A 13,874-nucleotide genomic window follows, 5' to 3' on the forward strand; every position below is an offset into this window, starting at 1 on the left:
GACACAAAGCAAACCAAAAAAACCTCAAACCTTATACCCAACCCGAACCCCACCCCAATGCCGCCCACCAACAAAAACAGGCGCGGACGCATCCTTCATCAACACAAACTGGCCGCCGCCCATATCACGCCGATACGTCTGCAACAAAAACCGTTTCGTATGTGAAGCCGCGGCAATCCCAGTCCGATCATCGAACATCCGCCGGTTCCGGCAATTCGCCGTATTCCAGACCACGTCATCAGCACGCTGCGGCATAGAGAACTTCAGATTATGCGTCGGCAAATAACCCCGCAAATCGACCGCCGCACAAAACGCGACCCGTGGATCGAGAGCAAGCAAAGGCTCCTGAATAGCCGGCAACATCCGGTCGGTCAACGCAGTAAACCGCGTCAAGAACTGCGGAGGATGACTCCCAGCCACTGGCACATAGTGCTGATCGAACAGATCCTCAATCGACACTTCGCCACGCGCCACGGCCGTTTCGAATACCTTGCTCACGGCGGCTGCCGCCTGCTGCACGGCCTCGATAAAACGCGTGTCAGCCGTTTCCACGCCCGTCGCGGCGGTCAGTTCAATCAGGGTTTCGGACACACCGAGCAGATTCCCCAAACGGTCCTTCGCCTGCACGAAGTTTTCGCTCGAATCCTCGACGCCGCTTGCCATTTCCAGCACCTGCGCCTCAAGCCCGTCACACTGCGATTCGATCTCGCCGGTCAATACGGCGATCTGTCCCGCCTCGTCATTCAGATGCGCGATCGCATCGCCAGTCGCATGCACGACGTCGCCGATCTTGCGTGTGCCTTCGCGCACCCGGTGCGCCCGCGCGGTGTTGACGGAACCCTCGCTGATCAGCTGCTCGGTCTGTTGCGTGAGCTGCGCCAGCGTCGTCTCGATCTGCCCGGTGGCTTGCGCGGTCTTCGCCGAGAGGTTCTTCACCTCGGCCGCGACCACCGCGAAACTCTTGCCGGAGTCGCCGGCGCGCGCGGCTTCGATCGCGGCATTCAGCGCCAATAGATGAGTCTGACGCGCGATCAGCGAAATCTCCTCGGAGACGCGGCTTACATGCGCCAGCGCGCTACGCAGCGCGCCGATCTGACTCTCGATGACCGTCACGCCTTCCACGAGTCCGTGGATGTCGGCAAGCGACGCTTCGAGCGTCTGCTGCGATTCCTGCACGCCGGTCGCGGCTTCAGTGGATACGTGGCTCATTTTCCGCGCGGCAGCGGCAATGCGATGATTGCCCGCGAGCGTCTGCGCAGCCGATTCGCGCAGCGCGCGGCATACTTGCGCCTGGCGTTGCACGCGCGCGGCCACTTCCTCGACGTGGCCCGATACGTCGCAGATCTCGATGCCCAGTTTGCCGGCTTGCGCGGCAATATCGCCGACGACCTTTTGCGAACGGGCCGCGCGGCGAAAGCTGAAACGCATCATGGTGATCTCCATTGTTGACCAGAGTTGGTGCCAAGCACTTACTCATGGTCCCATGCAACATGTTTGCTGATGGCGCGCTCGGCGCATTCACTCGGCGCAGTCACCCAGCGCGGATGCAGCGTCTCCTCGACGCGTTTACGGCGGACTTTCAAGCGACTTGATACGGGGTATCCCGCAGTCGTTATGATGTGCGGTCAAACTGTGATCCACAGCCTTATCCGCAGACCTTTCCGTTTCTTACCGGCAACCCATGATCGACTCCTTCGCGCGCGTTTCGGGCTGGCAACAGCTCTATCACCTGTGGGAGCTGATCGTCATGCTCTGCAAGTTTCTCTGGGGACTGTTGCGTCTTCTGGGCGGCGGCTGAGCGCGTTGACGCGATGCGAAGGAAGGGCGTGCGACATCCGTGCGCGAAGTATCGATTGAATGAATCAGCGGGAAAGAAGCAGCCAGGTCAGGCCGGCGCACCGCGCGTGCCGAGAAACGCACGCAGATCGGCCATCACGCGCTCGGGCGCTTCTTCCATGGGAATATGGCCGAGTCCCTGGTACATGACCGACTTCGCGCCCGGAATGCGGCTTGCGAATTCGGCGGCGTGCGCAGTCGGAATCCAGCGATCCTTCGCACCCCATAGCACGAGTGCGGGCACATTGAGAGTCTTCAGCACGTCGGTGTCGACGTCCTTGAAATCGAGCGTGGGCACCATCTTGCCGATCGCGGTGCGGGTGTCTTCACCGTGGAAGAACTCGACGTAACGCCGCAGCATCACCGCGTCGATCTTGCGCGGATCGCCATAGACGTTGCGCACCGCGCTCTTGACGATGACTTCAGGCAGCCACCACGGCGAACTGACACGCACCAGCGCGCTGTTGAACAGGCTGATGTAAATCGGCAGTTTCATCGGAAAACCGGCCGAGTCGATCAGCACGAGCCGTTCAACGGCTTCGCGATGGCGCACCGCGTAGTCCCACGAAATCAGCCCGCCGAGCGAATTGCCGATGAAGGTCGCGCGCGAGATGCCGAGTGCCTGCAGGAACGTGTCGATGAAACGCCGATAGGTCGGCAGATTCATCGTTTCGATTTCACCGCCGCTGGAGCGCAGCGGTCCTGTCACGCCGAACGGCGGCAGATCGAGGCGGACCACGCGATGCTCGCGCTTGAGTTCATCGGCGACGCGGTCCCAAGTGTGCAGCGACGACGCGAAGCCGTGAATCATCACGATGATTTCGCCGCTGCCTTCGTCGACGTAATGCACGTCGGCGCCCATGATCTTCACGAATCTGGAGCCGCTTTGCGTGTAGCGCCGCCGCAATTCGTCGCGCGGCACGCTGGTGATGCCGAGGCGCGCGGCGAGCGAGCGCGGCGGCAGCGGGGATGTCGAGGCGGGCGTGCCGGAGTCGATGCTTGCCATGTTTGTTGTCTCCCTTGTCGTTCGATTTTGTAGTTCGCCTGGCTTCGACTCGGATTGCATCGGCGGCGTCTCGCGCTCCCAGTCCATCAGCCGCCGCTCACGGCGTCAGGGCGCGAAGCGATAGTCGTGCGGACGCACACGCCGCGTCCGTTTGCGAAAGCTGAAGGTGAAGCCGGGCCACAACGCGGTGACCTTGCCGCTTCGGGTCTGGTACCAGCTACGACATCCGCTCGCCCACACGGAGTGCTGCATATCCTTCTGCAAACGCGCGTTGAATTCGCGCTGTACGTCGGGCCGCAGATTCATCGTGCGTGCCTTGCGGCGACGCAGTACGCGCAGGCAATCGGCGATGTACTGCACTTGCGACTCGATCATGTAGAGCAGCGAGTTGTGGCCGAGCCCGGTATTCGGGCCGACGATCATGAAGAAGTTCGGGAAGTTCGCCACGCTGACACCGAGGTAGGCTTCGGGCCCGTCGCGCAGCCACAGGGCGCTGAGATCGGCGCCGTCGACGCCGGTCACGTCGAACGGTGCGCCGACGTCGTTGACCTGGAAGCCCGTGCCGCAAATGATCGCGTCGGCGCGGCGATGCACGCCGTCTTCGGTCACGACTCCGTCGGCGACGATCTCGCGGATGCCGCTCGTCACCACGTCGACGTTCGGCTGGCCGAGCGCGGGATAGTAGTCGCTCGAGAGCAGCACGCGCTTGCAGCCGAACCGGTAGTTCGGCGTGAGCTTGGCGCGCAGGGCAGGGTCCTTGACGCGTCGTTCGAGGTAGCTCAGGCCGAACTTCATCGGCACCTTCATCAGTTTCGGATTGACCACGAACGCGATGGCGCGCGATTCGAGTTGCCAGTAGATCGCGCTGCGCACGAAGCGCTGCGTGAATGGCAGATGGTGGAACAGCCATCGGGCGCGCGCGTCGATCGGCTTGTCGGGCTTGGGCATGACCCACGGCGCGGTGCGCTGGAACAGATCGAGTTGCGCGACGCGCGGCTGGATTTGCGGCACGAACTGGACCGCGCTCGCGCCGGTGCCGATCACCGCGACGCGTTTGCCTTCGAGCGGATACGCATGGTCCCAGCGCGCCGAATGAAACAGCTTGCCTTCGAAGCGTTCGAGCCCGGCGATCTTTGGCATGGCTGGGCGGGACAGCGGGCCGCTCGCGGCGATCACCACATCGGCCTCGATGTTTTCGCGCACGCCGTTCACATCGAGCTCGACATGCCAGACCTGGCGCGCTTCGTCGAAACGGGCCGCGGCCACGCGCGTGTTGCAACGCACGTAACGCTCCACGCCATACTTGCGGACGCAGTGCTTCAGATAGGCGAAGATTTCCGCCTGGCCGCCGAACGCGCGCGACCACGCGGGATTTGGCTCGAACGAAAACGAATAGAGATGCGAGGGCACGTCGCAGGTCGCGCCGGGATAGGTGTTGTCGCGCCAGGTGCCGCCGATATCGCCGGCCGCCTCGTAAATCGTGAACGACGTGATGCCCATTCGCAGCAGACGAATCGCCATGCCGATGCCGGCAAAGCCGCTTCCGACAATCGCGATGCGTGGCGCGGCAGGTAGGGCGGATGAAGCAGGCGTCACGGCGGTCTCCGGCATGGGGTGAAGTCAAGCGTCTACATGTGTCTACGGCAACATAACGCGCAGGGTAGACAACTGTGCACTTGGCGTCAAGATCGTTTAGAGTACTGCTATTAAACGCGCGTAGCGCGCATCGATTGAAAACACATGACATCCGTATCCGACGCGGCAGCCGCCGCGGAGCATGGCGTTGCCGCGGGCCAGGAATTGCCGGCCGGCAAGCGCAAACTGATCGAAGCCGCGTTGCGTCTGACGGCGGGCGGCCGCAGTTTTACGAGCCTGGGCTTGCGCGAACTGGCGCGCGAGGCCGGGCTCAATGCCAATACGTTCTATCGTCATTTCGACACGCTCGACGATCTGGCGCGTGAAGCCGTCGAATCGGTGAGCCGCCGTTTGCGGCCGATGCTGCGGCGTGAGCGCTGGCTCGCCGCGCACGACGAGCCGCATAGCGTGCCGCGTCAAGCCTGCGTCGCGTTCTTTGCGTTCGCGCTGGAAAACCGCGAGGCGTTTCTGAGCGCGCTGGCCGAATATCATGGTACATCGTCGGCATTGCGCGAGGCCGTGCGCGCGAACCTGCACGAGGTGTCGGCGGAAATGGCCGACGACGTGGTGCAACTGGAACTGATGCCGACGCTCACGCGTGAAACCGTCGACGAAGTCTGCACGCAGATCGTGCTGCAACTCTTTCATCTGTCGGCTGACTATATCGACGCGGACGACACTCGCCGCGATGCACTGATCGCGTATGCGGAGCGTTTCATTGTCAGGCTGTTCGCGGGGGCGGTGCTGCTGACGCAGCATGAGCCGGACAGGGTGCCGGTGCAGGCGTGAAGCCTTAAAACGAATCGCCATAATGAAAACAGGCTCCGTTCAGAAGGAGCCTGTTTTCATTGACGCATACACTTGTCCGGCTTGATTCGATTTCAGCCGCGCGGCGAAGCTCAGGTGTTGTCGTTCCAGCCGCCGGAGTCGTCGCTGCTGCCCAGATCGACACCGCCGCCGTTGTCATTCCAGTCGTTCGACCCCTGGCCGAAGTCGAGGCCGCCGCCATTGCCGCCGTCGTTGCCACGACGGCGCGCTTCGTCGTCGACGACCACGTCGCGCTCCACCACGCGCTCACGCCCGGAATTCAGCGCTTCGCCGAGCAGCACGCCGGTCAGCAGACCGCCCATGCCGCCGCCGAAACCGCCGCCGCCTTGCTGCACGATGACCGGCGGCTGTTGCTGATACGGTCCTTGCTGCGGATAGGGCGCTTGCGGCGGATTGCCGAAACGTTCGGCTTCCTGCGCGTACGGAGATTGCTGCTGCGAGCTGGCGGCCGGTGCGGCATACGGATCGGGCCGGCCCTCGAGGCGCGCGCGCATGCTGCCGAGTCGTTGCTCGAGTTCGTCGAGCTGATACGGCGGCAGCGGATTCTTGCTGTTCGACAGTGTTTCGACGAGGCCGCGCAACTGGTCTTCGGTTGCTTCGACTTCCTTCTCCAGCGCCTCATGACCTTGCACGGTGGAGAGCTTCACATCGAGCTTGAGCGAACGCACGGTGTTGAGCATCTCCGTGGCGCGCTTGAGTTGCACGCGACGCTCGTCGTCGGCACGCGTATCGCCTTGCGTGCGGGCGCGGCGCAAGGTCCAGCGCAGCACCAGCGCGATCACGCCGACGAGGACAAGAATGCCGATCCACATGCCCATGCCCGGACCATGCCGCTGCGGCGCTTGCGGCGCTTGCGGCGCCACGGCCGACTGTTGCTGCACGGACGGCGCCGTCTGCTGCTGTGCGAACGGGTTGGGCGCGCGGCTGGTCGTGTTGCCACCCGCGGCGCCTGCGCGTTCCGCGTCCTTGCGAATGCGCGCTTCGGTTTGCGCGAAACGGGTCGGGTCCGTGAAGCGGATTTGCGGGTCGAGTGTCTTGGCCTGTTGCACCTGGGCGAGTGCGTCGGCCGAACGGCCTTCGCGATCGAGCACCTGGGCGTACAGGTAGTGGGCGCGCGCATTGTTCGGATGCGCCTGCAGCACTTCGCTCAGACCGGCGTCGGCTTGCTGCCAGTTGCCTTGCGACATGGCCGATTCGATCTGCTGAACGGTGGGCACAGCGAACGCCGCGGCCGACACGAACAGCAGTGAGGCAAACGCGGTTGCGAGAAATTTTTTCATTTACGGACCGGGCGCGTTGCGCCCGTCTCCTTCAGTCGATTCCGGCGGCTCACACGAAGGCCGCCGGTATGTACTGCCGCTGACGCAATTACTGGGCCGGCGTATTGATCTGCTTCTTCAATGCTTCGAGACGATCTTCGACGGACGGGCCGCGGTTCAGATCCGCGAGTTTGTCCTCGAGCGCCTTGCCGCTCTTCACGTCAGCCGAATTCAGGCGTGCGTCCGAACGGGCATTCGACAACGCGACCTTGTCTTCCAGTTTCTGGAAATCTTCGGAAAGATTCTTTCCGCCGATGCCGCCCAATGCCGTGGCTGCCACATCTTTCGCCTGAGCGATCTGCTGCTTGGCTTGCAGAATGTTCGAGCGTGCGTTCAGGTCGTTGCGACGGGTGCGCATGTCTTCGATCTGACTCTTGAGCTGCGCCACCGACGGCTCCAGCGTAGTCAGTTCCTTCGCGAGCGCATCGCGTTCGGCTTCGGCCGTGGCTTGCGCGCCGAGGGCTTCGCGCGCGAGCGCTTCGTCGCCGGATTGCAGCGCGCGTTTCGCGCCGTCTTCGTACTTCTTCGCCTTGTCCGCGGCAACATCGCGCTTGCTTTGCTGCGTGGCCACTTGCGCCTGAATCTCGATCAGCGAGTTCTCGGCTTTGGCGATGCTCTCGTCGAGTTCGCGCACGATCTGGCGCGAGTCGCGCGACGGATCCTGCACGGAATCGGCTGCGTCGTTCAGGAGACCTTTAAGCGTGCGCGAAATGCTGTCAAAAAGCGACATGAAAACCTCCAAAGAATGTAAACGGCGCTGAATAATCCCGCGCGCTTAACTGCATTCAACTGCTACTTTACGCCGCTGCGCGCGAAGCTGCGCAACGTTCGGACCGGAGTTCGGGGCGCGCGCACCGATTGCAATAGCGGCGACGTAAATTGTTCGATTCGAATATCGAGTGACAAACAGCTCAAAGGTTAAATCGCGCGGCGCGTCATTCAGCCGCTCGCGGATATTACACCACGCGCTCTCTTAAAACCGACTTAAAGGGCGCGATGACAAATTGGTCAACTTTGCGCGCGGCAAGTGTCGCCGGCGTGAATAGATGCGGTGCGCGCGCGCTTTGTTTGCGGCCATTGTCGCCGTACGTGAGCATGGCTGAACACGTCTGGCAGCCGTGCATTAACGACACAAAAGACGCGTACGCCGAGCGTATTTTCAATGCGCAACAAGCCGCTGCGAATCGCTGGGTGAATGCCAGGCTTGCAACGCCGAAAGCTCGCGCATTTTGAATAACGCCGATGTAACGATATGCAACATGCCGATACGCGTCGTGCGATAGGCGTCGCACGTGTTCATTAAGCGAAACGGCCGCCTTTCGTGCTCGGGTCGCCGAGCGGATCATCGTCGTCGCGTGGGGTGTCGAGGCGCGGGCGTTTGAGCACGCTGCGCAATTGCGCTTCCGTATCGGTCTGCCGGGGCGCCGATCCTTCCGCCGAAGCTGCTTCGGCCGCTGCCATGCGCGCGACGGCTTCGGCCGTTGCCGCGGCTTCTTCGTCGATGCCGGCGGCGAGGGCGGCGGCGAGACCCGCCGGCAATAAAGGCGCGGATTGAGCCTCTGCTTGCCCTGCTGGCGCACTCGGCGACGCGCTCGCAGCCGGCGCCGGCGCATTGGAATCCGCCGCGCTATCCGTGGACGCGCCTGTCGTGCTGTCGCCACGCGTTTGCAAAGCCGGCGGCAAGGCGGCGCGCGCATGCCGCGTGCCGCGCGCGACCCGTTGCAGCGCGGCGTCGAGCGCGTCCGGCGCGCGGGGCGCGCGCAACCGGTCGACAATGCTCGCCGCTTTCACCTGTTCGCTGGTCGCGCCGAAGCTCAACACCGCGCGCCGCATCAGCTCGCTGACGCTAATGCCCAGATTCTCGGCGGTGGAGGTGATCGCGCGTTTCTGCGCGGTTGTGACGAATACGACGATGCGTTCGCTGGGCTTGTTCATAGTCGGCTCGCATACTTGTTGGCATGGGCGGTTCAAAGCGTGCATTTGGCGGACGCCGTGGCGCGAGCAGGTGTTGGCGCGCGCCGAGACCATCATATGACGAGTTGCTCCGATGCGGAACGGGCGCGACATGAAAATCCCGTGACATCAATGAGTTGTAGCGTTTGCGGGCGGCTTGTCCACAGGCCTTTCAACATTTTCTGTGAATAACTCCAGCCGCGCGTGAAAGCGCTCGGATGACCGCCCGAAACTACAGACTCCTTTCGCACGAAGGGAATTCTTACAAAAAAACTAACTTGGAGCGCGCTTGATTTCTTTTAAAATGCGCTGTTACGTTGCGTCGGACACGATCCGGGCGCGCCGTGCGGCCGGCCGGGGGCAAAGGGCCGTGCGGTGGTTTGCGCCTCAGGCTACGATGCTCGATCACGATCCATGTGCGCGCCAGGAGCGCGTGCAGAAAGGCGTTCAGTCATGCGCCCACTATTCCAGTCATGCCAATCATCAAACGACCGCATTCATCCAATTCTCCGTCTGGTGAAGACCGGGATTCCTACCAACGCACGCCAGGACGCAACGCAGCTTCGCGCGACGCCGAGGCCGGCCGCCGTTCCATCGGCGCGACCCTTGCCATCTGGTTCGCGAGCCTGCTCGCGACCATCGCGGTGGTGGGCGCGCTGATCGTCGGCTATGCGCTGGTGGTGATGGGGCCGCAACTGCCGTCGCTCGACGCGCTGACCGACTATCGCCCGAAGGTGCCGCTACGGGTCTATACCGCCGACCATGTGCTGATCGGCGAGTTCGGCGAGGAGCGGCGCTCTCTCGTGCGCTTCCAGGACATTCCGGACCAGATGAAGAAAGCGGTGCTCGCGATCGAGGACTATCGCTTCTACGAGCACGGCGGCGTCGACTTCATCGGCATTCTGCGGGCGGGGGTCTCCGACCTTTCGCACGGCGGCGCCTCGCAGGGCGCGAGCACGATCACCATGCAGGTGGCGCGCAACTTCTTCCTTTCGAGCGAGAAGACCTACACGCGCAAGATCTATGAAATGCTGCTCGCGTACAAGATCGAGCGCGCGCTGACCAAGGATCAGATTCTCGAGCTGTACATGAATCAGATTTATCTGGGCGAACGCGCCTACGGTTTCGCCGCGGCCGCGCGCGTGTACTTCGGCAAGGATCTGAAAGACATCACGCTGGCGGAATCGGCGATGCTGGCCGGCTTGCCGAAGGCGCCGTCCGCGTATAACCCGGTGGTCAACCCGAAGCGCGCGAAGATCCGTCAGGAGTACATTCTGCGGCGCATGCTGGAGCTGAGATACATCAGCCAGGATCAGTACGACCAGGCCGTGAAGGAAGAGATTCACACCAAGAATCCAGGCAACGAATATAGCGTGCATGCCGAGTACATCGCCGAAATGGTCCGGCAGATGATGTACGCGCAGTACAAGGACGAAACCTATACGCGCGGCCTGAACGTCACCACCACGATCGACTCCGCCGATCAGGACGCCGCCTACCGCGCGGTGCGCAAGGGCGTGATGGATTACGAGCGGCGCCATGGTTATCGCGGGCCGGAAGGTTTCGTGCAACTGCCCGCGCCGGGCGACGACCGCGATCAGACCATCGACGACGCGCTCACCGATCACCCCGACAACGGCGAGATCATCGCCGCCGTGGTGACGGACGCGAATCCGAAGCAGGTCAAGGCGCAACTGGTGGACGGCACGCAGGTGACGATCAGCGGCGACGGCCTGCGCTTCGCCGCCACCGCATTGAGCGCGCGCGCCACGGCCGCCACCAGGATCAAGGTCGGCTCGATCGTGCGTCTTCTCGCGGACGACAAGGGCAACTGGCAGATCACGCAATTGCCGCAGGTGGAAGGCGCGCTGGTGTCGCTCACGCCGCAGGACGGCGCGATTCGCGCGCTGGTGGGCGGCTTCGACTTCAACAAGAACAAGTTCAACCACGTCACGCAGGCGTGGCGTCAGCCGGGTTCGAGCTTCAAGCCGTTCATCTATTCGGCGGCGCTCGACAAGGGTCTCGGACCGGCCACGATCATCAACGACGCGCCGCTGTATTTCCCGTCGAGCACGCCGGGCGGCGACGCGTGGGAGCCGAAGGACGACGACCAGCCTGACGGTCCGATGCCGCTGCGTCTCGCGTTGCAGAAGTCGAAGAACCTCGTGTCGATCCGTATTCTGTCGTTCATCGGCACCAAGTACGCGCAAGACTTCGTCACGCAGCGTTTCGGTTTCGACGCCGACAAGACCCCGCCGTATCTGCCGATGGCGCTCGGTGCGGGCCTCGTCACGCCGTTGCAGTCGGCGGGTGCGTATTCGGTGTTCGCGAACGGCGGCTTCCGGATCAATCCGTATCTGATCAACGAGGTGACCGATGCGCGCGGCGAACCGCTCTCCAAGGCGCAACCGCTGACGGCCGGACGCGATGCGCCGCGTACGCTGGAACCGCGTAACGCGTACATCATGAACAGCTTGCTGCATTCGGTGGCCACGGCCGGCACGGGCGCGGGCACCAACGCGCTGCATCGTTCGGACTTGCAGGGCAAGACGGGTACCACCAACGACGCGAAAGACGGCTGGTTCGCCGGTTATCAGCAGTCGCTCGTGGCGGTGGCGTGGATGGGTTATGACCAGCCGAAGAGCCTCGGCAGCCGCGAATTCGGCGCGCAACTCGCGCTGCCGATCTGGGTGGAATACATGCAGCGCGCGCTGCGCGGGGTGCCGCAAGGCGAACCGGCGCAGCCCGACGGCGTGACTTCGGTCGACGGCGAACTGTTCTATACCGACATGACGCCGGGTAATGGCTTCGTCGCCAGCATCGGTCTGGATTCGGCGAATCCGACCGCCGGCGTGAGCGACGCGGTCGGCGGCGTGGGGCCGGCGGGCATGACGCCGCCGGCGGTGCCGCCGCCGAGTGTCTCGTCGAACGAGAAGAAGCAGATCATGGATCTGTTCGAATCGAACAAGCCGTGATGGGCTCCAGGGGCACGCCCCTGGAGCGCGGCGGGCGAGTGCGGGCCGTTCGAATCTTGTGACCGCGCACGCAATTGAGTTTTGAAAGAGCGGCGAAGCGCCGCCCGGCGCGGTTCTCGCGCCGTTTGTCGGGTGGTCCGTCCGGCGGATTGTGTGCCCGGCATACGCGGTGTGTTCTAATCACGCTGGCGGTGCTTTCATCAAGGGTCCTGAAGGACGCCTGATCCCTAACCGGTTTCGGTCTCCGGCACCACTGCGTCTCGCCGCGAGCGACACGTCCATTCTCGAACCCCCGCGCCGCGCGAGACCCGGTATGACGCGCGCGCATGTCACTTCGTCCGCCGGCAATGTTGAGGTTGCCGCGGCCGGCGTGTTTGCCATCCAGCATCCACCGGGTCCCGCCTTGTGAAGAGTCGAATCCTGATCTGTCTGATGACAGCTCTGCTGCGCGCGTTTGCCTTTCTGCCGTATAGCGTTGTCGCGCGAATCGGCACCGGTATCGGCGCCTTGCTGTACCGCATTCCCAGCACGCGCCGGCGTGTCGTGCATACCAATCTGAAGCTGTGTTTCCCGGACATGAGCGACGAGGCGCGCGAACGTCTGGCGCGCGCGCACTTTTGTCACGTGATCCGCAGCTACGTCGAGCGCGGGCCGCAATGGTTCGGCAATGCGCAGGCGCTGGCTCGGCTTGTCGAAGTGGAGAGCGCGATCGATCTGTCCGACATGGCGGGTCAGCCGACGATTTTCGTCGGCTTCCATTTCGTCGGTATCGAGGCGGGCTGCATGATGTACTCGACGCGGCATCCCGTCGCCTCGCTTTATACGCCGATGTCAAATCTCCTGCTCGATGCGATGGCCAAGCGGCAGCGCGGCCGGTTCGGCACGGAGATGATTCCGCGCAGCGATAGCGTGCGGCGAGCGTTGCGTGCGCTGCGCGAAGGCAAGCCGGTGATGCTGGCCGCGGACATGGACTTTGGCTTGCGGGATTCGGTGTTCGTGCCGTTCTTCGGCGTACCGGCTTGCACACTGACCTCCGTCTCGCGGATGGCGCGCGCGGCGAATGCGCGCGTGGTGCCGTTCGTGACGGAAGTGCTGCCGGATTATCGCGGGTACAAGCTGAGCATCTTCGAAGCGCTAAGCGATTTTCCGTCCGATGACGTGGCCGTCGACGCGCGGCGTATCACCGAGTTTCTCGAGACGCAGGTGAGGCGGATTCCTGATCAATATTATTGGGTGCATAAGCGGTTCAAGAATCGGCCCGCGGGGGAGGCGAGTGTTTATTGATGTGGGGCGGCGCGGAACGCGGCGGAGCGCGAATGTGGTGTTTGTTCAGGTATTTAGCGCGTGTCTCCAGGCGTTATCAACAGGGCTGTGCACTTAAACTGTGGATAAAGTGTCCCGCGATGCACAAGGTCTCCAAACATCTGTTCCGTTTGAATTCGACAACTTAGTAGTTGGCACACGGCCTCCGGTTGTCCGTGTCATCGGCACACGGCCGGTGTTTTGTTGGGAATATCGGAGGGGAAAATCGTTCGCAAACCTTTAGAAGGCGTGCTTCTTAAACTCAACACTGCGGATCATGGTCGCACGTGGACGACGGCACCGGCCTCTCCGGCCGAGTGCATACCGGGGCGAAGGGAACCAGTGTCCACATTCCGCTACCGCTTCGACGGCGAGTCGCGCGAAATGCCACTTGGTGCATGGCCGCGCGTGGCGTTCCTCGCGAGATCAACCGCGCAGCGCGCGGCCCTCGCAGCGGGAACGTTCGACCACAGCACGAACACACTCCTACAGACCGCGTCGTGCGGGCGGACCACTAGAGTCTGATATCAGCGCTTGATCGCTAAGGCGAGAATGCCGAGCCTATTTGCTGAAATGAAGGCGGGTCGCCAGCTCTGCATCTATAAAAACGTCGCAATCGTCCTCGGTGCTCCAAAAATTCTTGGTATGTTTGCACGTAGCAGAGATCGCGTGCCCTCCATACTCCCCTCGACCTCTGCCGCCTGAGCCGCCTGACAGCTGGTCGTGTGCTGCCAATTTTCCATTTACATAGGCCGCACTTCCCTTGGGTGGCCTTCACGGCACCCCATCTTTTTGCGGTGACGACTCCTCGTCCGAGCTTTGGCCGCCGGCCATTTTCCCGCGTGTTTTTCTCGCGTTCTCCGAGCGTGCGGCCGTTCGCCTGCAATTTTCCACAGCGTGCGTCGGCGACGTCTGACAGGTGTGTCATCGATTTCCTGCTTGCTATGTCAGAGCTGATGGAGCGACGTTTGGCTGAACGCAACGGCGCAGCGATTTTAGGAATTATCGGATATGCAGGCA

At 62.8% G+C, this 13,874-nt stretch carries 9 protein-coding genes; 3 read left to right on the top strand and 6 right to left on the bottom strand.

Annotation, left to right across the window (positions count from 1 at the left end; translation table 11 throughout):
- Positions 1-24: 24 nt before the first annotated feature.
- From PQR42_RS35725 to PQR42_RS35735, 3 genes are all read right to left on the bottom strand, one after another.
- Complete coding sequence (locus tag PQR42_RS35725) at positions 25-1,431, bottom strand: methyl-accepting chemotaxis protein (RefSeq protein WP_408384254.1); 1,407 nt, start codon at positions 1,429-1,431, stop codon at positions 25-27.
- A 454-nt stretch (positions 1,432-1,885) separates the two neighbouring features.
- Complete coding sequence (locus PQR42_RS35730; RefSeq protein ID WP_408384252.1) at positions 1,886-2,842, bottom strand: alpha/beta fold hydrolase; 957 nt, start codon at positions 2,840-2,842, stop codon at positions 1,886-1,888.
- A 105-nt stretch (positions 2,843-2,947) separates the two neighbouring features.
- Entirely contained in the window at positions 2,948-4,438 is a 1,491-nt protein-coding gene (locus PQR42_RS35735) for a flavin-containing monooxygenase (RefSeq protein ID WP_408384249.1), read from the bottom strand.
- A gap of 144 nt (positions 4,439-4,582) precedes the next feature.
- Here PQR42_RS35735 and PQR42_RS35740 point away from each other — a divergent pair, with 144 nt between their 5' ends.
- Positions 4,583-5,266, top strand: coding sequence for a TetR family transcriptional regulator (locus PQR42_RS35740; RefSeq protein ID WP_408384248.1), 684 nt, complete (start codon positions 4,583-4,585; stop codon positions 5,264-5,266).
- Positions 5,267-5,376: 110 nt separating this feature from the next.
- On the opposite strand, the gene PQR42_RS35745 is transcribed toward PQR42_RS35740, so the two are convergent.
- From PQR42_RS35745 to PQR42_RS35755, 3 genes are all read right to left on the bottom strand, one after another.
- Positions 5,377-6,585 carry a tetratricopeptide repeat protein gene (locus PQR42_RS35745; RefSeq protein WP_408384246.1) on the bottom strand — a complete coding sequence of 403 codons (1,209 nt, stop codon included), beginning with the start codon at positions 6,583-6,585 and terminating at the stop codon, positions 5,377-5,379.
- Positions 6,586-6,673: 88 nt separating this feature from the next.
- The gene (locus PQR42_RS35750) at positions 6,674-7,354 is read right to left on the bottom strand and encodes a PspA/IM30 family protein (protein ID WP_132374200.1); all 681 of its coding nucleotides are present in this window, start codon (positions 7,352-7,354) and stop codon (positions 6,674-6,676) included.
- A 569-nt stretch (positions 7,355-7,923) separates the two neighbouring features.
- Entirely contained in the window at positions 7,924-8,559 is a 636-nt protein-coding gene (locus PQR42_RS35755; RefSeq protein WP_408384244.1) for a hypothetical protein, read from the bottom strand.
- A gap of 491 nt (positions 8,560-9,050) precedes the next feature.
- Between PQR42_RS35755 and PQR42_RS35760 the strand changes: the two genes are divergently transcribed.
- The gene (locus PQR42_RS35760) at positions 9,051-11,552 is read left to right on the top strand and encodes a penicillin-binding protein 1A (RefSeq protein WP_408384242.1); all 2,502 of its coding nucleotides are present in this window, start codon (positions 9,051-9,053) and stop codon (positions 11,550-11,552) included.
- Between the two features lie 405 nt (positions 11,553-11,957).
- Positions 11,958-12,836, top strand: a complete 879-nt coding sequence (locus tag PQR42_RS35765; RefSeq protein ID WP_459252332.1) for a lipid A biosynthesis lauroyl acyltransferase — start codon at positions 11,958-11,960, stop codon at positions 12,834-12,836.
- Positions 12,837-13,874 lie beyond the last annotated feature (1,038 nt).

The organism is Paraburkholderia sediminicola (assembly GCF_046027355.1).
Lineage (GTDB): Bacteria > Pseudomonadota > Gammaproteobacteria > Burkholderiales > Burkholderiaceae > Paraburkholderia > Paraburkholderia sediminicola_B.